The sequence below is a fragment of the Pseudomonas sp. LRP2-20 genome (assembly GCF_024349685.1).
GTDB lineage: Bacteria > Pseudomonadota > Gammaproteobacteria > Pseudomonadales > Pseudomonadaceae > Aquipseudomonas.
Genome location: NZ_AP025944.1, coordinates 3,148,223 through 3,166,485 on the forward strand (window position 1 = coordinate 3,148,223; position 18,263 = coordinate 3,166,485).

Annotated in this window: 16 protein-coding genes and 1 pseudogene; 14 read left to right on the top strand and 3 right to left on the bottom strand. The window is 64.8% G+C overall.

Features of this window, described 5'->3' with window-relative positions; translation table 11 throughout:
* The first annotated feature begins 13 nt into the window (after nt 1–13).
* The 10 genes and pseudogenes from OCX61_RS13995 to OCX61_RS14040 all read left to right on the top strand — a co-directional run bounded on the left by OCX61_RS13995 (nt 14) and on the right by OCX61_RS14040 (nt 13,292).
* The gene (locus tag OCX61_RS13995) at nt 14–1,939 is read left to right on the top strand and encodes an extracellular solute-binding protein (protein WP_261940022.1); all 1,926 of its coding nucleotides are present in this window, start codon (nt 14–16) and stop codon (nt 1,937–1,939) included.
* Nucleotides 1,936–2,994: a microcin C ABC transporter permease YejB gene (locus OCX61_RS14000; RefSeq protein WP_261940023.1), complete on the top strand. Its 1,059-nt coding sequence runs from the start codon at nt 1,936–1,938 to the stop codon at nt 2,992–2,994. Before OCX61_RS13995 ends, OCX61_RS14000 begins: the two co-directional genes overlap by 4 nt.
* The gene (locus OCX61_RS14005) at nt 2,994–4,010 is read left to right on the top strand and encodes an ABC transporter permease (protein ID WP_261940024.1); all 1,017 of its coding nucleotides are present in this window, start codon (nt 2,994–2,996) and stop codon (nt 4,008–4,010) included. Before OCX61_RS14000 ends, OCX61_RS14005 begins: the two co-directional genes overlap by 1 nt.
* 138 nt (nt 4,011–4,148) lie before the next feature.
* A complete protein-coding gene (locus OCX61_RS14010; protein WP_261940025.1) occupies nt 4,149–5,531 on the top strand; it encodes a sigma-54 interaction domain-containing protein in 1,383 nt (460 codons plus the stop codon).
* A gap of 271 nt (nt 5,532–5,802) precedes the next feature.
* Nucleotides 5,803–7,194 (top strand): GntP family permease, encoded by a 1,392-nt coding sequence (locus OCX61_RS14015; protein ID WP_261940026.1) that lies wholly within the window; start codon nt 5,803–5,805, stop codon nt 7,192–7,194.
* A gap of 11 nt (nt 7,195–7,205) precedes the next feature.
* Nucleotides 7,206–7,976: a 3-hydroxybutyrate dehydrogenase gene (gene hbdH, locus OCX61_RS14020; RefSeq protein ID WP_261940027.1), complete on the top strand. Its 771-nt coding sequence runs from the start codon at nt 7,206–7,208 to the stop codon at nt 7,974–7,976.
* 55 nt (nt 7,977–8,031) lie between these two features.
* Nucleotides 8,032–8,511: a serine protease inhibitor ecotin gene (eco, locus tag OCX61_RS14025; RefSeq protein WP_261940028.1), complete on the top strand. Its 480-nt coding sequence runs from the start codon at nt 8,032–8,034 to the stop codon at nt 8,509–8,511.
* Between the two features lie 59 nt (nt 8,512–8,570).
* Complete coding sequence (locus OCX61_RS14030; RefSeq protein ID WP_261940029.1) at nt 8,571–10,529, top strand: acetoacetate--CoA ligase; 1,959 nt, start codon at nt 8,571–8,573, stop codon at nt 10,527–10,529.
* A 35-nt stretch (nt 10,530–10,564) separates the two neighbouring features.
* Nucleotides 10,565–10,840, top strand: a complete 276-nt coding sequence (locus tag OCX61_RS14035) for a peptidylprolyl isomerase (RefSeq protein ID WP_261940030.1) — start codon at nt 10,565–10,567, stop codon at nt 10,838–10,840.
* Between the two features lie 134 nt (nt 10,841–10,974).
* Nucleotides 10,975–13,292 (top strand): annotated as a pseudogene (locus OCX61_RS14040) (autotransporter family protein).
* Here the strand turns inward: OCX61_RS14040 and OCX61_RS14045 are convergent.
* On the bottom strand, nt 13,289–13,912 hold the full coding sequence (locus OCX61_RS14045; protein WP_261940031.1) for a LysE family translocator: 624 nt from the start codon (nt 13,910–13,912) through the stop codon (nt 13,289–13,291). The pseudogene OCX61_RS14040 and the gene OCX61_RS14045 sit on opposite strands and share 4 nt — an antisense overlap.
* A 132-nt stretch (nt 13,913–14,044) precedes the next feature.
* Between OCX61_RS14045 and OCX61_RS14050 the strand changes: the two genes are divergently transcribed.
* On the top strand, nt 14,045–14,863 hold the full coding sequence (locus OCX61_RS14050; RefSeq protein ID WP_261940032.1) for an AraC family transcriptional regulator: 819 nt from the start codon (nt 14,045–14,047) through the stop codon (nt 14,861–14,863).
* A 62-nt stretch (nt 14,864–14,925) separates the two neighbouring features.
* Complete coding sequence (locus OCX61_RS14055) at nt 14,926–15,540, top strand: LysE family translocator (RefSeq protein ID WP_261940033.1); 615 nt, start codon at nt 14,926–14,928, stop codon at nt 15,538–15,540.
* Here OCX61_RS14055 and OCX61_RS14060 read toward each other — a convergent pair.
* Entirely contained in the window at nt 15,488–16,213 is a 726-nt protein-coding gene (locus OCX61_RS14060) for a metallophosphoesterase (RefSeq protein ID WP_261940034.1), read from the bottom strand. The genes OCX61_RS14055 and OCX61_RS14060 overlap by 53 nt on opposite strands.
* Before the next feature lie 74 nt (nt 16,214–16,287).
* Between OCX61_RS14060 and OCX61_RS14065 the strand changes: the two genes are divergently transcribed.
* Complete coding sequence (locus OCX61_RS14065; protein WP_261940035.1) at nt 16,288–16,803, top strand: DUF3016 domain-containing protein; 516 nt, start codon at nt 16,288–16,290, stop codon at nt 16,801–16,803.
* Nucleotides 16,804–16,881: 78 nt separating this feature from the next.
* Nucleotides 16,882–17,625, top strand: a complete 744-nt coding sequence (locus OCX61_RS14070; RefSeq protein WP_261940036.1) for a carbon-nitrogen hydrolase family protein — start codon at nt 16,882–16,884, stop codon at nt 17,623–17,625.
* Between the two features lie 119 nt (nt 17,626–17,744).
* Here OCX61_RS14070 and OCX61_RS14075 read toward each other — a convergent pair whose 3' ends face one another.
* On the bottom strand, nt 17,745–18,245 hold the full coding sequence (locus tag OCX61_RS14075; RefSeq protein ID WP_261940037.1) for a methylated-DNA--[protein]-cysteine S-methyltransferase: 501 nt from the start codon (nt 18,243–18,245) through the stop codon (nt 17,745–17,747).
* Nucleotides 18,246–18,263: the final 18 nt, after the last annotated feature.

Below are 18,263 nucleotides of genomic sequence, written 5' to 3' on the forward strand. Positions count from 1 at the left end.
GTCATCGCATCCGATGATTATCCCTGTGGGAGCGGGCTTGCCCGCGAATAGGCCTGAGCAGTCAGCACGGTTGACTGGGCGGACCTATTCGCGGGCAAGCCCGCTCCCACAGGTCCTTCTGGGGGTCTGGATGCTGTGCATGGGCTGGCTGGCCCAGGCCGCACCTACTCACGCTTTGACTGTTTACGGCGAAGCCCCCCGCTACGGCGAAAGCTTCCGCCACTTCGACTACGTCAACCCCGACGCCCCCAAAGGTGGCCTGATGCGCCGCTCGGCCATCGAGATCGGCCAGTTCGACCATATCCTGCCGTACATCGACAAAGGCATCGGCGTCAGCGAAGTCGATGGCTGGCTGTACGCGCCCCTGGCGCAACGCTCGTTCGACGAGCCTTATACCGTCTACGGCCTGATTGCCCGGCGCATGGAACGTGGCCCGGATGACGCCTGGCTGCGCTTCGAGATCGACCCCAAGGCAACCTTCGCCGATGGCAAGCCGGTGCGCGCCGAAGATGTGCGCTTCAGCTTCGACAAGCTGATGGCCGAAGGCAGCCTCAAGTACCGCACCCAGTTCGCCGATGTCGCCGGGGTCACGGTCGAAGGCCCGCGCCAGGTACGCTTCGACTTCAAGCAGCCCCACGGCCGTACCCTGGCCCTGGACCTGGCCAGCCTGCCAGTACTGCCCGAGCACGACTGGGCCAACCGCGACTTCGTCAACGGCGCCGGCTTCGACAAGCCGGTCGGCAGCGGCCCGTATCGCATTGGGCGCATCGACAACGGCCGCAGCATCACCTTCGAACGCGACCCGAACTGGTGGGCCAAGGACCTGCCGGTCAATCGCGGGCGCTACAACTTCGAACACATCCGCATCGAATACTTCGGCGACACCGAAGTGGCGCGTCAGGTGCTCAAGGGTGGCGGCTACGACTACAACCGCGAGTTTTCCGCCACCGCCTACACCCTGGGCTACAACGGCGCACAGCTGGACGATGGCCGCCTGCAGCGCGCGCACCTCGGCCCGGCCAAGCCGCAGGCGGCCCAGGGCTTCGTGTTCAACCTGGACAGGCCACAGTTCAAGGACCGCCGTGTGCGTCAGGCGCTGGCCATGCTCTGGGACTTCGAGTGGAGCAACCGGCAGATGATGCGCAACATGTACATCCGCCAGCAGAGCGTGTTCTCCAACACGGCATTGGCCGCCCGCGCGCTGCCGGATGCAGGCGAGCTCAAGCTGCTCGAACCGCTGCGCGGTCGGGTGCCGGACGAAGTCTTCAACCAAGTCTTCACCGCGCCGGTCACCGATGGCTCGGGCATCATCCGCCCGCAACAACTGCAGGCGCTGGCCTTGTTGCAACAGGCCGGCTGGCACCCCGATGGCGATCGCCTGGTCAATGCCCAGGGCGAGCCGCTGGCATTCACCTTCCTCAACGGCCAGTCCGGCATGGAGCGTTTGCTGCTGCCGTGGAAGCGCAACCTGGCACAGATCGGCATCACCTTGAACATCCGCAACGTCGACTCGGCGCAGTATGTGAACCGGCTGATGGCCCGCGACTACGACATGATCGTCACCGGCTATTCGGTCACCCTGTCGCCGGGCGCCGAGCTGTACAACTACTTTGGTTCGGCCGCCGCCAACGACCCAGGTTCGAACAACCTGATGGTGCTCAAGGACCCGGTGGTGGACCAGCTGATCGACGGCCTGGTACGCGCCGACACCCAGGCCGACATGCTGCACCACGCCCATGCACTGGACCGGGTGCTGCAATGGAACTACTACTGGATCCCCAACTATTACCCGCCGGGCAGCTCGACGGTGTGGTGGAACCGCTTTGGCCTGCCGAAAACCCAGCCCGCCTATGACGAAGGCCTGGACAGCTGGTGGGAAATCAGCCCGACGGCGCTGACCAACGCGCAGATGGCCGAACGACAGAAGGCCAAGCCATGACCAGCTACATCCTGCGGCGCCTGCTGCTGATCATCCCGACCTTGCTGGCGATCCTGCTGGTCAACTTCGCCATCGTCCAGGCCGCCCCCGGTGGCCCGGTCGAGCAGGCCGTGGCGCGGTTGCAGGGCCTCGGCGGTGGCGCGCCCGGCTCGCGGGTAGAGGTGGTACACGGCGAATCCCGTGCCACCCGCGGTCTGGACCCGAAGCTGATCGAGGAGATCAAACGCCAGTACGGCTTCGACAAGACAGCGCCAGAGCGCCTGTGGCTGATGCTCGGCCAGTACGCCCGGCTGGACTTCGGCCAGAGTTTTTTCCGCGGCGCCAAGGTCACCGACCTGATCCTCGACAAGCTGCCGGTGACCCTGTCGCTGGGCTTCTGGGCCACGCTGATCACCTACCTGGTGTCGATCCCGCTGGGCATCCGCAAGGCGGTGCGCCATGGCAGCCGCTTCGATGCCTGGAGCAGCGCGCTGATCGTGGTCGGCTATGCCCTGCCCTCGTTCCTGTTCGCCTTGCTGCTGATCGTATTGTTCGCCGGTGGCACTTCGCTGAACTGGTTCCCGGTACGTGGCCTGGTCTCGGACGACTTCGACCAGCTCAGCCTGCTGGGCAAGGTCGCCGACTACTTCTGGCACCTGGTACTGCCCGTCGGCGCCCTGGTGATCGGTGGCTTTGCCACCCTCACCCTGCTGACCAAGAACGCCTTCCTCGATGAAATCTCCCGCCAGTACGTGGTCACCGCCCGCGCCAAGGGCCTCAGCGAACGCCGCGTGCTGTATGGGCACGTGCTGCGCAACGCCATGCTGCTGGTGCTGGCCGGGCTGCCGCAGGCGTTGATCACCGTGTTTTTCGCAGGCTCCTTGCTGATCGAGGTGATCTTCTCCCTCGACGGCCTTGGCCGCCTGAGCTACGAGGCGGCCGTGTCACGCGATTACCCGGTGGTGTTCGGCACGCTGTTCATCTTCACCCTGGCCGGCCTGCTGTTCCGCCTGATCGGTGACCTGGCCTTCACCGTGCTCGATCCGCGCATCGACTTCGACTCGAGGGCACACTGATGCTGTCGCCAGTCTCGCGTCGTCGCCTGCTGCGCTTTCGCCGCAACCGCCTGGGCTGGGTGTCGCTGTGGCTGTTTGCCGGCGTGCTGCTGCTGAGCCTTTGCGCCGAACTGGTGGCCAACGACAAACCCCTGCTGCTGAGCTACAAAGGCGACTTGTACATGCCGGCGCTCAAGCGCTACAGCGAACAGCAGTTCGGTGGCCAACTGCCGTTCCAGCCAGACTACCGCAGCGCCTATGTGCGCCAGCTGATCGAGGGCCAGGGCGGCTGGATGCTGTTCGCCCCCATCCCGTTCAGCGCCGACACCCCCAACTACGACCTGCTGGTGCCCACCCCCAGCCCACCCAGCGCGAGCAACTGGCTGGGCACCGACGACCAGGGCCGCGACGTGCTGGCGCGGGTGCTGTATGGCACCCGCACCTCGCTGTTGTTCGCCTTTGCCCTGACGCTGATCAGCGTGCTGATCGGTGTTGGCGCCGGCGCGCTGCAAGGCTATTACGGCGGCTGGGTGGACCTGTTCGGGCAACGCCTGCTGGAGGTGTGGTCGGGGCTTCCGGTGCTGTACCTGCTGATCATCCTCAGCGGCTTCGTCGAGCCGGACTTCTGGTGGCTGCTGGGGATCATGGCGCTGTTTTCGTGGTTGACCCTGGTGGATGTGGTGCGCGCCGAGTTTCTCCGTGGGCGCAACCTGGAGTACGTGAAGGCGGCCCGAGCATTGGGGTTGCCGGATACCCAGGTGATGCTGCGCCACGTGCTGCCCAACGCGATGAATGCGACGCTGACCTATGTTCCCTTCATGCTGACCGGGGCGATCACCACCTTGACCGCTCTGGACTTTCTTGGCTTCGGCATGCCCGCCGGCAGTGCCTCGCTGGGCGAGCTGGTGACTCAGGGCAAGCAGCATCTGGAGGCGCCCTGGCTGGGCTTTACCGCGTTTTTTGCACTGGCGGTGATCCTGTCGCTGCTGGTGTTCATCGGGGATGCCCTGCGCGAAGCGTTCGACCCCAGAGGATAGGTTTTCAGGCCCGGCCTCTTCGCGGGCAAGCCCGCTCCCACAGGATCGCCACAAAGCTGAAAAGTGTGGAATACCTGTGGGAGCGGGCTTGCCCGCGAAAAGGCCGGGCCTGCACCCACAAGATTCAGGTAGAAGAAGATGCACGACAGCGACAGCCTCAAGGACTACCCCCAGGTACGGCAACTGGCGATCCGCTCGCTGTTCGAGATCATCGAGCAGTCCAGCGAAGGCACGGTGATCGTCGACCGCGACGCTCGCATCGTCTGGATGAACGAGCGCTACGCCAGGCGTTTTGGCCTCACCGACGCCGCCAGCGCAATCGGCCAGCCCTGCGAGGCGGTCATCCCGGGCAGCCTGATGCGTCAGGTGGTGAGCAATGGCCGGCCAATCCTGCTGGACATGCTCGACACCCCCAACGAGCCGCTAGTGGTGATGCGCCTGCCGATCCACGATGCCCAGGGTGCACTGATCGGCGCCATCGGCTTTGCCCTGTTCGAAGAGCTGCGCAGCCTGTCGCCCCTGCTCAAGCGCTATTCGAGCATGCAGCAGGAACTGGCCAGCACCCGTTCGCAATTGCGCGCACGCCAGGCCAAATACAGCTTCGCCCAGTTCGTCGGCAGCAGCCCGGCCAGCCTCGAGGCCAAGCGCCGCGCGCGGCGCGGTGCGGGCAGCGATTCGCCGGTGCTGCTGCTGGGCGAAACCGGCACCGGCAAAGAGCTGCTGGCCCATGCCATCCACGCCGCCTCCGCGCGGGCACACAAGGCCTTCGTCAGCATCAACAGCGCAGCGATCCCCGAGACCTTGCTGGAGGCCGAATTCTTCGGCACCGCGCCCGGCGCCTTTACCGGTGCCGACCGCAAGGGCCGCAGCGGCAAGCTGCAACTGGCCGAGGGCGGCACGTTGTTCCTCGACGAAATCGGTGACATGCCCCTGGCGCTGCAGAGCAAGCTGCTGCGTGTGCTGCAGGAAAAGGAGTACGAACCGGTCGGCTCGAACCAGATGCTGCGCAGCGATGTGCGCATCATTGCCGCTACCTCCATCGACCTGCAGGCCGCCATGGCTCGGGGGGCGTTCCGTGCCGACCTGTACTACCGGCTGAATGTGCTGCCGATCGCGGTACCGCCGCTGCGCGAGCGGATCGAGGACCTGCCGGCGTTGTGCGAAGCGATCCTGGCCGAACTGGGCAGCCAGTACGAGCTGGAGCTCGATGCCCTGGCCTTGTTGGCGCGGCACGCGTGGCCGGGGAACATTCGCGAGCTGCGCAATGTGCTGGAGCGGGCGACATTGCTGACTGACCAGCCACGCCTGGGCGTAGCCGAGCTGACGGCGGCGCTGGGGCCGTTGAGCCCGGTTGCGGGTCAGGAACAGCGGATGAGCTATCGTGAGGCGTGTGAACAGTTCGAGCGGCAGCTGATTGCCGGGGCGTTGGCCGAACAGGCGGGGAATGTGCCGGAAGCTGCCAAGGCGCTGGGGTTGGGGCGCTCGACCTTGTACAAGAAAATGGTAGCCCTTGGTCTCTGATTAGAGAATTTTGTTTCCGTTTGGAGATTATTGCGAGGGCTACGCCCTCGATCGCGGCTGAAGCCGCTCCTACAGGGGTATCGCGGTCTCCTGTAGGAGCGGCTTCAGCCGCGATGGGCTGCAAAGCAGCCCCGTGCAATCTCAAAATGTAGACACCGCTCATCACCAAACTTAATAATTCCTTTAAATTCAACCAGTTACAGATTTGGCACGATTCCCGCTATCTCCCGGTCACCCATAACAACAAGACTCACCCAGGAGATCCACCCCGATGACCGTGCTCATCGCCCTCGCCGCCTTGGCCCTGCTGATGCTGGCCGCCTACCGCGGTTACAGCGTAATCCTCTTCGCCCCGATCGCCGCCCTCGGCGCCGTCCTGCTCACCGACCCGGCCGCCGTGGCCCCCGCGTTCACCGGGGTGTTCATGGAAAAAATGGTCGGCTTCATCAAGCTGTACTTCCCGGTGTTCCTGCTCGGCGCGGTGTTCGGCAAACTCATCGAACTGTCGGGCTTCTCGCGCTCGATCGTCGCCGCCGCCATCCGCCTGCTCGGTACCCGCCAGGCGATGCTGGTCATCGTGCTGGTCTGCGCCCTGCTCACCTACGGTGGTGTGTCGTTGTTCGTGGTGGTGTTCGCGGTGTATCCGTTCGCCGCCGAGATGTTCCGCCAGAGCGACATCCCCAAACGCCTGATCCCGGCGACCATCGCCCTGGGCGCGTTCTCGTTCACCATGGATGCCTTGCCCGGCACCCCGCAGATCCAGAACATCATCCCCAGCACCTTCTTCAACACCACCGCCTGGGCCGCGCCATGGCTGGGCCTGATCGGCACGCTGTTCGTGTTCTGCAGCGGCATGCTTTACCTGCAGCGCCAACGCAACAAGGCTCAGCGAGCGGGTGAAGGCTACGGCAGCAACCTGCGCAACGAGCCTGAGACGGCTGCCGACCTGGCCCTGCCCAACCCCTGGCTGGCCCTGTCGCCGCTGGTGCTGGTGGGCGTGATGAACCTGCTGTTCACCCACTGGATCCCGCAGTGGTACGGCACCAGCCACACCCTACAGTTGCCCGGCATGAGCGCGCCGGTAAACAGTGACGTGGCCAAGCTCACGGCAATCTGGGCGGTGCAGGCCGCGCTGCTGGTAGGCATCCTGATGGTGCTGGTGTGCGCCTTCGGGGTGATCCGCGAACGCCTGGCCGAGGGCACCAAGAGCGCGGTCGGCGGCGCCCTGCTGGCGGCCATGAACACTGCGTCCGAGTACGGTTTTGGCGCGGTGATCGCCTCGCTGCCAGGTTTTCTGGTACTGGCTGATGCCTTGCGCGGCATTCCCAATCCGTTGGTCAACGAAGCGATCACCGTGACCCTGCTGGCCGGCATCACCGGCTCCGCCTCAGGTGGCATGAGCATCGCCCTGGCGGCCATGAGTGACAGCTTCATCGCCGCGGCCCACGCCGCCAACATTCCCCTCGAAGTGCTGCACCGGGTGGCCGCGATGGCCAGCGGCGGCATGGACACCCTGCCGCACAACGGCGCGGTGATCACCTTGCTGGCGGTGACCGGGCTGACCCACCGCGAAGCCTACAAGGACATTTTCGGTATTACCCTGATCAAGACCCTGGCGGTATTCGTGGTCATCGCCACCTTCTACGCCACCGGCATCGTCTAAGGAGTTTCTGCATGACTTTGAAAGGCAAGACTGCACTCGTCACCGGCTCCACCAGCGGCATCGGCTTGGGCATCGCCCAGGTGCTGGCCCGCGCCGGTGCCAACATCCTGCTCAATGGCTTCGGCGACCCGGCGGCGGCACTGGCGCAAATCGCCAGCCATGGCGTCAAGGTTGCCCACCACCCGGCGGACCTGGCCGAGGTGGCGCAGATCGAAGCGCTGTTCGCGATGGCCGAGCGCGAGTTCGGCGGTGTCGACATCCTGGTCAGCAACGCCGGCATCCAGCACGTGGCGCCGGTGGAGCAGTTCCCGCTGGAGAGCTGGGACAAGATCATCGCCCTCAACCTCTCGGCCGTGTTCCATGGCACCCGCCTGGCCCTGCCGGGCATGCGCGCGCGCAACTGGGGGCGGATCATCAATATCGCTTCGGTGCACGGGCTGGTCGGTTCCACCGGCAAGGCGGCCTATGTGGCGGCCAAGCACGGTGTGGTCGGGTTGACCAAGGTGGTGGGGCTGGAAACCGCCACCAGCAACGTCACCTGCAATGCCATCTGCCCAGGCTGGGTGCTGACCCCGCTGGTGCAGAAACAGATCGACGATCGTGCCGCCAACGGCGTCGACCCACAGCAAGCACGGCACGATCTGCTGGCCGAGAAACAACCCTCGCTGGCCTTCGTCACGCCCGAGCACCTCGGTGAGCTGGTACTATTCTTGTGCAGCGAGGCCGGTAGCCAGGTTCGCGGAGCCGCCTGGAACGTCGATGGTGGCTGGTTGGCCCAATGACGGGCGGCCTGGGCCTGGCAACGGTCTTGCACTCGTTCATCTGCAAGGAGGCCCTATGCGCCCTAACCCAATGACCGCGATCTTTGCCCTGACCCTGGCCGCCGTCGCTCCGGCGATGGCTGCCAGCCTCAAGGACGTCGCGCCCTATCCCGAGGCGGAAAAAGGCTTTACCCGGCAGGTCATCCACCTGCCGGCGCAAACCGATGAATCGGCCCACAAGCTGGAAATCCTGGCGGGCAAGACGCTGCAAGTGGACTGCAACCGCCAGCGCCTGGCCGGCAGCCTGCAAGAGCACACCCTGGAAGGCTGGGGCTACAGCTACTACCGCCTGGACAAGGTCGGTGGCCCGGCCAGCACCCTGATGGCCTGCCCGGATGGCAAGAAGACCCAGGCCTTCGTGCCGGTGGTCGGTGAAGGCTTCATGCTGCGCTACAACAGCAAGCTGCCGGTGGTGGTGTACGTGCCCAAGGGGGTCGAAGTGCGTTATCGCGTGTGGTCGGCGTCGCCTGACGTGCAAAGCGCTAAAGTGGAATAAACAACCCCGAGGGCCTCGTCGTGGGGCCCTCGACCTCAAGCAGTATCGGGAGGTTCGGCATGAACGACGTGCTCTGGCGCCCCTCCACGGCGCAGATCGAAGCCAGCCGGATGGATGCCTTCCGTCGCCGGGTCAACCTGCGCTACAACCTGCAGCTCAACGACTATGCGGCCTTGCACCGCTGGAGCATCGAGCAGCGCGCGGCCTTCTGGCAAACCCTTGCCGACTATTTCCAGGTGGCCTGGCACACCCCGCCCAGCCAGATCCTCAGCGAAGGCGCGCTGATGCCTCAAGCCCGCTGGTTCAGCGGCGCCACCCTGAATTTCGCCGAACACCTGCTGCGCCGGCGTGACGACCGACCTGCACTGGTTTCTGTTCGCGAAGATGGCCAGCGGGTAGTCTTCACCCATGCCCGACTGGCCGCCGAAGTCGCGGGCCTGCAGAAGGCGTTCAAGGCCGCCGGCATCGAGCCCGGAGACCGCATCGCCGCCGTGATGCCCAACACCTGGCAGACCCTGGTGGCGATGCTCGCCTGCAGCAGCCTTGGCGCGGTCTGGTCGACGTCTTCGCCAGAGTTCGGCCTGCACGGCATCATCGACCGGTTTGGCCAGATCGAACCGAAACTGCTGTTGGTCTGCGCCGGTTATCAATACGCCGGCAAGTCGATCGATCAGGTCGACAAGATCAACCAGGTCTGCGCCCAGCTTCCGGGGCTGCAGCAGTTGATCGTGGTGCCTTATACCCGCCCCCAGACCCAAGCGTCCGAATTCAGCGCCGCCAAGGTCAGCCTGTGGGACGACTTCTACAAGGCCGGTGGCGAACCTTTATTTGCTTCGCTGCCATTCGACCACCCGCTGTACATCCTCTATTCCAGCGGCACCACCGGTGTGCCCAAGTGCATCGTCCACCGCGCCGGTGGCGTGCTGCTGCAGCACCTCAAGGAACACGGCCTGCACAACGACCTGAAGGCCGACGACGTACTGTTCTACTACACCACCTGTGGCTGGATGATGTGGAACTGGCTGGCCAGCGGCCTGGCCATCGGTGCCACCCTGGTGCTGTACGACGGCTCGCCATTCCACCCCGGCCCCGAGCGCCTGCTCGACCTGATCGACGCCGAACGCATCCAGGCCTTCGGCACCAGTGCCAAGTACCTGGCCGCGCTGGAGCAGCAAGGGCTGGAGCCTGCGCGCAGTCATCGGCTGGACAGCCTGCAACTGATCCTCTCCACCGGCTCGCCCTTGTCGCCTCACAGCTACGACTACGTGTACGGCAAGATCAAGGCCGACCTGTGCCTGGCGTCGATGTCCGGGGGCACCGATATCGTCTCGTGCTTCGTGCTCGGCAACCCGACCCTGCCGGTGCGCCGCGGCGAGATGGCCTGCAAGGGCCTGGGCATGGCGGTGGAGGTGTGGAACGAACAGGGCCAGCCGGTACTCGATGAAAAAGGCGAGCTGGTCTGCACCCGCAACTTCCCCTCCATGCCCTTGGGCTTCTGGAATGACGACGGCGGCAGCCGCTACCACGACGCCTATTTCAGCCAGTTCCCCGGGGTCTGGACACAGGGCGACTACGCCGAGCAGCGTAGCAGCGGCGGCCTGCTGATACATGGCCGCTCCGATGCCGTGCTCAACCCGGGCGGCGTGCGGATCGGCACCGCAGAGATCTACCGCCAGGTGGAAAAGGTCGAAGAAGTGCTGGAAAGCGTGGCCATCGGCCAGGACTGGCACGGCGATGTGCGCGTGGTGCTGTTTGTGCGCCTGCGCGATGGCCTGCAACTGGACGACGCCCTGCGCCAGCGCATTCGCCAGGTGATCCGCCAGTACACCACGCCACGCCATGTGCCGGCGGTGATTGCCCAGGTCAGCGACATCCCGCGCACCATCAGCGGCAAGCTGGTGGAACTGGCCATCCGCAATGTGGTGCATGGGCTGCCGGTGAAAAATACCGATGCCCTGGCCAACCCCCAGGCGCTGGAGCAGTTTCGTGACCGCACGGAGCTGCGTGATCAGGCATAATGGCGCCCTTTTTTGCCCCGAAGCACAGGTGTCCCATGAAAGCTCAAGCCCGCCACATCCTGGTCAAGACCGCTGACGAAGCCGAAAAGCTCAAACAGCGCATCGCCAACGGCGAAGCTTTCGATGTGCTGGCCAGGAAGTTCTCCATCTGCCCTTCGGGCAAACGTGGCGGCGACCTCGGTGAAATCCGCCCCGGGCAGATGGTAGGCGCGATCGACCAGGTGATCTTCAAGAAGCCCCTGCGCGTGGTCCACGGCCCGATCAAGAGCAAGTTCGGCTTCCACCTGGTGCAGACCTTCTACCGCGACTGATAGCTACAGGCCACCTGACATTTTTGCCAGTTGTCCCTTGTTCGCGCATTACATACAACTCAGGCAGGGCCGAAACGGCACAAGAGATGCCGACTCAGGTAGTGGTCCCTTCAAATGGACACGGAGACCTGCCGATGCGTTGCCCTCGCCTGCTGCTGCCTGCTGTTTTTTCTCTGCTCCCCTTGCCGCTGATCGTTCATGCCCAAGCCTTGGTGGTTTCGCCTGGCGATAACCTGGGCGTGATCGTGCAGACCTCAGCCATCGACGATTACAGGATGACCGGCGGCAGGGTGCAATCGCTCAACCAAGGGCAAGGCTACGACAGTTCTACATGGCTGGCGGGTGGATCATCGTCGCATTCGAGGACGGCGACTACGCGATCTTCGCTGGCGGGCGTATTGGCCGGGTCGACCTCAAGCTGGCCGACAACTACTTCGCTATGTCCCAGGACCTTGGTATCGAGACCCGGATCGATGGCAATCTGGTCAGTGGTTTCGACAATGACATCATCATTGTTAGCGACGGCACCATAGGTGGCAACATCAGCACCAGCGGCGGTACCGACGAGATCACCCTCAGCGGCGGCCTGTTAAAAGGCAATGTACTGGCCAGCACCGGCGACGACCGCTTCACCTGGACAGGCGGCCGCATTGGCGGCAAGGTCGATATGGGCCCAGGTGATGACCATGCAAGCATCGTTGGCCTCGACTCCGGCACATTGGTCACCGTACTGGACGGAGGTCGTGGCAATGACAGCCTGGTATTCGAGAACAGCCAGGTCAATGGCGGAGCCCGGTATGTCAATTGGGAGGCAATCGGTCTGTTCGAAAACAGCCGCCTCACACTCGACGATACCTTGACCCTTGGTGATGGCACCCCTGAGCAACCTGGCAGCGGCACGGGTGACCTGCTCATTGACGGCAGCAGTACGCTGATATCCCGCCAGGGATCCATCAGCGCCATCAGCGAAGGGCAAAAGGCAACGCTGCACAGTGCAGGCACCATCGACTTGACGACGGGCAATGACGCCCAAGGCCACCTGACCATCCATGGCAACTACCAAGGTGACAATGGCCTGCTGCGGGTGAACAGCGTGCTCGCGGGCGACGGCGCGGCATCCGACCGGCTGGTGGTCAGCCAGGGCAGCATCAGCGGCAGCACGCGCCTGGAGGTCAACAACCTGGGTGGCAGCGGCGCCGCCACGCACCAGAACGGCATCCAGGTCGTCGAAGCCCGTGATGGCGCCACCAGCACCGCCACGGCCTTTGTGCAGACACAGACACTCTCTGTCGGTGCCTACGACTACCGGCTGTTCAAAGGCGGTGTGACCGCTGGCAGCGAAAACAGCTGGTACCTGCGCTCGACGCTGGTGGCAACCCCTGCCTCCCAAGCACCAGGCGAACCTCCGGTCGAGCCCGCAGCGACCCCGCCCGTGGCTGCGCCGGCCCCCGGCCAGGCCGAGCTGCCAGCCCCGGTGGCCGGCGTCAGCGTGCCCTTGTATCGACCAGAAGTACCGGTTTATGCCGCAGCCCCACGGGGTGCGGCGATCATTGCCCGTCAGGCCCTGGGCACCTTCCACCAGCGCCAGGGTGACCAACAGCTGCTGACCGGCCAAGGCGCCCTGCCCGCCAGCTGGGGCCAGGCCTACGGCGGCGCGCTGCGCGAGCAATGGAGCGGCACCGTAAGCCCGAGCCTGGACGGCAATCTGTATGGTTTCAAGGTGGGTCAGGACCTGTATGCCAAGCTCAGCGATAACGGCTATCGCCAGCATCTGGGCCTGTATGTCAGCCACAGCCGTCTGGATGCCGATGTCAAAGGCTTCGCGTTGGCAGTAGAAGACCGCAGCGTCGGTGACCTGAAGCTCGATGGCGACAGTGTCGGCGGCTACTGGACGCTGGTTGGCCCGCAAGGTTGGTACCTCGACAGCGTGCTGCAGTATACGAAACTCGATGGCCGCGCCCGTTCCGAGCGGGGTGACAAGCTGAACATCGACGGCCACGCCTGGACCGCATCGCTGGAGTCCGGCTACCCGATCAGCGTGTCCGAACGCTGGACCCTGGAGCCCCAAGCCCAGCTGATTGCCCAGAAAGTCTCGCTGGACAGCGCCAACGACAGCATCTCGCACGTCAGCCACCACGCTCAGGTCGAGCTGACCGGCCGGCTCGGCGTGCGCCTTGAAGGTGCCTTCAGCGCCAGCAGTGGCCGCCTGCTGCAACCCTATGCTCAGCTCAACCTTTGGCACGGCGACGGCGGCCGCGACACCTTGACGTTCGATGGGGCGGACAAGATCAAGACCGATTACCGCTACACCTCGCTGCAGCTGGAAACCGGCCTGGTCGTCCAAGTCAGCGAGGCGCTGAGCCTGCATGGCGGCGTGCAGTACACGAGCAATCTGGACAGCCGCCAACAGGAAAGCAGTGCCGCAAACGTGGGCCTGCGCTTCAATTTCTAACGGCGCGCCGCCAGCAGGCCGAGGCCGGCGCAACCGAGCAGCGAGGCGCTGACCCGGTTGAACAGCCGGCGCGGGCCGGGCTGGCTGAACCAGCGCTGCATGTAGGCGCCCAGACCTGAGTAAATGGCGATGGCCGCCCACTCAAGCAGCAGGAACAACACGCCCAGCCAGAGGAACTGCTCGCTTACCGGGGTGGCGCTGCCGACCGTTACGAACTGGGGCAGGAAAGCGGTAAAGATCAGGATCGCTTTCGGGTTGCCCGCCGCTACCCAGAACTCCTGGCGCGCCAGGCGCCAGGTACCGCGCGGGTGATCACTGGCCATCACGGCCTCGCCCACCGGGGCGCGCCACAGCTGCCAGGCGATGTAGAACAGGTACGCCGCACCCACCACCTTGATTGCCAGGAACAGGTATTCGCTGGTGTGCAGCACCACCGCCAGGCCCATGGCGGCCAGGGCGATCATGCCGCTGAAGGCGAGAATCCGCCCGCCACCGGCCACGCAGGCGGTGCGCAGGCCGTAGCGGCTGGCATTGTGCAGCGACAACAGGTTGTTCGGCCCCGGCGCCATGTTCAGGGCAAAGCAGGCGGGGATGAATAGCAACAGGCTCGACAGGTCCATTTTGTTCTCCAGGCAAATCAGACGCTACTGTCGATGCCAGGCGAGGGCCGGGTCAAGGTACAGCCAACGGCAAAAACTGTACGGTCAAGCGCCCGGCGCTGCTAAGCTGCCGAGCTGATCGAGGAACCCATCATGCCCACTGCCCGCTCCCAGCTCTGGCGCGACCCGGCACTGCCCTGGGTGGAAAGCCGCCGTGCCTGCCATAGTCGCGCCTGCTACAAGGCGCACAGTCACCCGACCTTCTCCATCGGCGCGGTGGATGCCGGCAGCAGCTGTTTCAGCGGCGCTGGCGACGGGCAAGAGCGCCTGACGCCGGGCACGCTGGTGCTGGTGCCAGCGCAGCGGGTACATGCCTGCAACCCCGAACCCGGCCAAGCCTGGAGCTACCAGATGCTGCATGTGGATGCCGGCTGGCTGGCGCAGTTGCGCCTGGAGTCAGGGCTCGCAGCCGCCAGGCCGGGTGCCCCTGCGCGGATCAGCCGGGAACCGGCGCTGTACCGCGAATTCTGCGCATTGAACGGCCTGCTCTTCTCGGCAGCGAGCAGCCGCGAAAAGGAAGCAGCGCTGGTGGCATTCCTCGGCGATCACGATTTTTCGGCGCAACCGGCATCGCTCGCAGCCCCCTCGCCTGCGCTGGAGATGCCTACCTTGCGTGGGCTGATCGAACATATCGAAGCGCAAGACCTGGCGCACCTGAGCCTTGAGCAGCTGGCCGGGCAAGCGGGCCTTGGCCGCTATCAACTGATCCGCGCGTTTCGCGCCGCCACCGGGCTGACACCCCATGCCTACCTGCTCAACGCGCGGGTCAACCGTGGCCGCCTACTGCTGCGTGACGGGCTGGCGCTGGCCGACGTTGCCTACCAGTTGGGCTTTGCCGACCAGAGCCACTTCCAGCGGGTGTTCAAAGCCCATGTCGGGGTGACCCCGGGGCAGTACCGGCACGTGCAATAATCTTCAATACCGGCGCCAGGGCAGCAGCCCAGACTGCGGCTTTCCCCCCGAGAAAGCCCACCATGGAGCAGTTTTTGATCGTCGCCCTCGCCCACTTCCTCGCCCTGCTTTCGCCGGGGCCTGATTTCTTTCTGGTGGCCCGCACATCTGTCGCAGCGGGTTGGCGTGTGGCCAGCGGGGCCTGCCTGGGCATCGCCCTGGCCAATGGCCTGTTCATTGCCACGGCCTTCGCCGGCCTGGCCATCCTGCGCGAAGGCAGTGTGCTGTTCATCAGCTTGCAACTGGCCGGTGCCGGCTACCTGCTTTACATCGGCCAGCTATTCCTGCGCCATGCGGGTAGCAGCGAGCTGACGGCCGTTGCGGCGCAGGGTTCGGTCAAGGGTTGGTGGCGTGGCCTGGGCATGGGTTTTGTGTCCGGCGTGCTGAACCCCAAGAACGCGCTGTTCTATGCCAGCCTTGCCGGCATGGTGGCCAGCAGCAGCGCAGGCTGGAAGTGGCTCTACAGTGCCTGGATGTTCAGCATCGTGCTGCTGTGGGACCTGTTGGTGGCTGCAGCCATAGGCAACAGACGACTGCTGCGGCGCTTCGTGCGTGCCCTGCCGTGGCTGGAGCGGGCCTGCGGGGTCATGCTGATGGGGCTGGCCGGGGCACTGTTGATTCATCTGCTGCCGGGCTGACCAGGCGCAGGCTGGCCAGGTCCATCAGGCTGAAATGGCCACTGGCCCAGCCGCCGGTGTCGAGGTGCCAGACATTGCCCAGCTGCTTGGCCCGCAACACAGGCGTATGCCCGACCAGCAAGGCGCGCAGCCCTGCTACGACCTCGGTGTTGCCGTCCTTCAGGCGCTGACGCGACCATTGGCAAACCTCGCGAACGCCCGCGTCGTCATCGAACAGCAGGCTATCGCGCAATGCCTGCCAGTCGTTGAAAGGGCTGTCGGCATGCAGCAGGCCGATCAGGCCGGCGTCAGTCTGTACCTCCAAGGCAATCGGCAACTGCAGAAACTGTTCGACAAAGACCGCCTGCTCGCGCCTGGGCTTATCGATGAACCAGCCACCACCCGCTGCACGGTACATGTCCAGATCCAGGCGCCCGCCATGCAGGTACGTGATCGCCAGCGATTCATGGTTGCCCTGCACCGCATGGAACCACGGCTGCTCCAGCCACCACAGGCATGCTTCACTGTGCGGGCCGCGGTCGACCAGGTCGCCGACGCTGAACAGCCGGTCCGCTGCGGAGTCGAAACCCACTGCATCCAGGCATTGCTCAAGCCGCCGGAAATGACCGTGGATATCGCCCACGGCCAGGTCGCGCCCCTTGCTGTTGGCGGCTACCCGCCGAAACCGGCTCATTACAATGTTCCTCTGCTGGCGCGCCCTGGCCGGCGTAAAATGGAGCGACACGCAGCCCGCCCCGGAGGTGCATCATGCGTAACGCTCTTGTGTGTGCCGTGCTCATGGCGCTGTCATTCAACAGCATGGCACAAGGCACCCCACCTGCGCAGGTCGAGGTGCGTTTCGACCACCCGGAAAAATTCCGCGACGCCAGCCTCGATGGCCCAGGCTATGAACGCGGCGCCGACCCCTATGTGATGAAGACCCTGACCGTGTACCTGCAGAAGCTCGGCCAGCGCTACCTGCAGCCCGGTCAGCAGCTGGTCATCGACATTCGCGACATCGACCTGGCCGGCCGCTACGAGCCGTGGCACAGCCAGGCCTACGATGTGCGCTTCATGCGCGACATCACCTGGCCGACCATTGACCTGAGCTACACGCTGAGCCAGCCCGGCAAGCCCGACCAGCAGGCCAAGGAGCGGGTCAGCGACAAGATGTACCTGAGCCGCCCAGGCCGGGCTTCTCACAGCAGCGACCGGCTGTATGCGGAAAAGGCCATGCTCGACGACTGGTTCCGTCAACGTTTTGGCCCGCACTCGACGTCCTGAAGCAACCCATTGCTGGTACAGGCGAGTGTGTCGGGGGTATGCTCGGCCTTTCGACCTGTACCAGGGATGGGACGCACCATGAAACTCTGTGCCGTACAACTGGCGTCGCGCAAAGGCGACCTGGCGGTCAACCTGGACCGCCATCTGCGCTGCATCGAGCAAGCCGCGGCACTGGGCGCCGAGCTGGTGGTGTTCCCGGAACTGTCGTTGACCGGTTACGAGCCGACCGTTGCACGCCAGGTGGCCCTGCCGGTGACTTCTGCCCGCCTCGGGCCCTTGCAGGCGCTTTGTGATGAGCTGGCAATCAGCGTAGCCGTGGGGCTGCCATTGCCGACCGCCGAAGGCATTCGCATCGGCATGCCCATCCTGCGCCCAGGCCTGCCACCCCTCGCATATGCCAAGCAGCGTCTGCATGACGATGAACGGCCGTTCTTCACGGCCGGGGATCAACCCTTGGTGTTCGAAGCAGGGCCGCTGCAGATCGCCCCGGCCATCTGCTATGAGTCGATGTTCATCGAACATGCCGCGCAAGGCCATGCGCTGGGTGCCGAACTGTACCTGGTCAGCGTGGCCAAGACCGCCAAAGGCATGCGCGAAGGCAACGAGCATTACCCGGAGGTGGCACGCACCCTGGGCATGCCGGTCCTGCTGGCCAACTGCGTCGGCCCGGCCGACAACTTCATTGGCGCCGGTGGTTCCGCAGCCTGGGACAGCCAGGGCAACCTGCTGGCAGCGCTGGATGACAAGGCTGAAGGCCTGATCCTGCTGGATACCGCCAGCAACCTCGCATTCGGCGTGCCACTGGCTGCTTCTGCTACCTGAAGTCATGCCTGTACTGGCCCTTTCGCGGGCAAGCCCGCTGCCACAGGACTACCACAGGTTTGCAGGGGTGTTGATCCTGTGGCAGCGGGCTTGCCCGCGAAGAGGCCGGTGCAGGCAAATCACAGGTCCAGGGCCAGGCTCTGCCGACCTTCCAGCGCCAGCAGATACTGCTTGGCCGGCAAACCACCGGCAAACCCGGTCAGGCTCCCGGACGCACCAATCACCCGGTGACACGGGGCAATGATCGAGATCGGGTTGCGCCCGTTGGCCGCGCCCACTGCCCGCACGGCACTGGAGTTGCCGATCTGCCGGGCGATGTCGCTGTAGCTGCGGGTCTGGCCAAAGGGAATGGTCAGCAAGGCCGCCCACACCTGGCGTTGGAACTCGGTTCCGGCAAAGTCCAGTTCCAGCTCGAAATGCTGCCGCGTGCCGGCGAAGTACTCGCCCAGTTGGCGGGCCGTTTCGCACAGCATCGGGTGGCGGTCATCGCGGTGCAACTCGCCCAGCCGCACGCGGTTCTCGCGCTCCTCCTCCCACAGCACGGCGGCAAGCCGCTCGCCGCGTGCCACCAGGGTCAGGGTGCCGACCGGAGACGACATGAACGTAAAGGCGCTGGACATCGGAATTCCCTACGGCTA

Bases quoted from the DNA above. Each gene is read 5' to 3' on its own strand.
- eco (WP_261940028.1), top strand. From the start codon at position 8,032: ATGCGCCCTAACCCAATGACCGCGATCTTTGCCCTGACCCTGGCCGCC.
- OCX61_RS14045 (WP_261940031.1), bottom strand. From the start codon at position 13,912: ATGGACCTGTCGAGCCTGTTGCTATTCATCCCCGCCTGCTTTGCCCTG.
- OCX61_RS14075 (WP_261940037.1), bottom strand. From the start codon at position 18,245: ATGTCCAGCGCCTTTACGTTCATGTCGTCTCCGGTCGGCACCCTGACC.
- OCX61_RS14065 (WP_261940035.1), top strand. From the start codon at position 16,288: ATGCGTAACGCTCTTGTGTGTGCCGTGCTCATGGCGCTGTCATTCAAC.
- hbdH (WP_261940027.1), top strand. From the start codon at position 7,206: ATGACTTTGAAAGGCAAGACTGCACTCGTCACCGGCTCCACCAGCGGC.
- OCX61_RS14000 (WP_261940023.1), top strand. From the start codon at position 1,936: ATGACCAGCTACATCCTGCGGCGCCTGCTGCTGATCATCCCGACCTTG.
- OCX61_RS14035 (WP_261940030.1), top strand. From the start codon at position 10,565: ATGAAAGCTCAAGCCCGCCACATCCTGGTCAAGACCGCTGACGAAGCC.
- OCX61_RS14015 (WP_261940026.1), top strand. From the start codon at position 5,803: ATGACCGTGCTCATCGCCCTCGCCGCCTTGGCCCTGCTGATGCTGGCC.
- OCX61_RS14070 (WP_261940036.1), top strand. From the start codon at position 16,882: ATGAAACTCTGTGCCGTACAACTGGCGTCGCGCAAAGGCGACCTGGCG.
- OCX61_RS14060 (WP_261940034.1), bottom strand. From the start codon at position 16,213: ATGAGCCGGTTTCGGCGGGTAGCCGCCAACAGCAAGGGGCGCGACCTG.
- OCX61_RS14030 (WP_261940029.1), top strand. From the start codon at position 8,571: ATGAACGACGTGCTCTGGCGCCCCTCCACGGCGCAGATCGAAGCCAGC.
- OCX61_RS13995 (WP_261940022.1), top strand. From the start codon at position 14: ATGATTATCCCTGTGGGAGCGGGCTTGCCCGCGAATAGGCCTGAGCAG.
- OCX61_RS14010 (WP_261940025.1), top strand. From the start codon at position 4,149: ATGCACGACAGCGACAGCCTCAAGGACTACCCCCAGGTACGGCAACTG.
- OCX61_RS14055 (WP_261940033.1), top strand. From the start codon at position 14,926: ATGGAGCAGTTTTTGATCGTCGCCCTCGCCCACTTCCTCGCCCTGCTT.
- OCX61_RS14005 (WP_261940024.1), top strand. From the start codon at position 2,994: ATGCTGTCGCCAGTCTCGCGTCGTCGCCTGCTGCGCTTTCGCCGCAAC.
- OCX61_RS14050 (WP_261940032.1), top strand. From the start codon at position 14,045: ATGCCCACTGCCCGCTCCCAGCTCTGGCGCGACCCGGCACTGCCCTGG.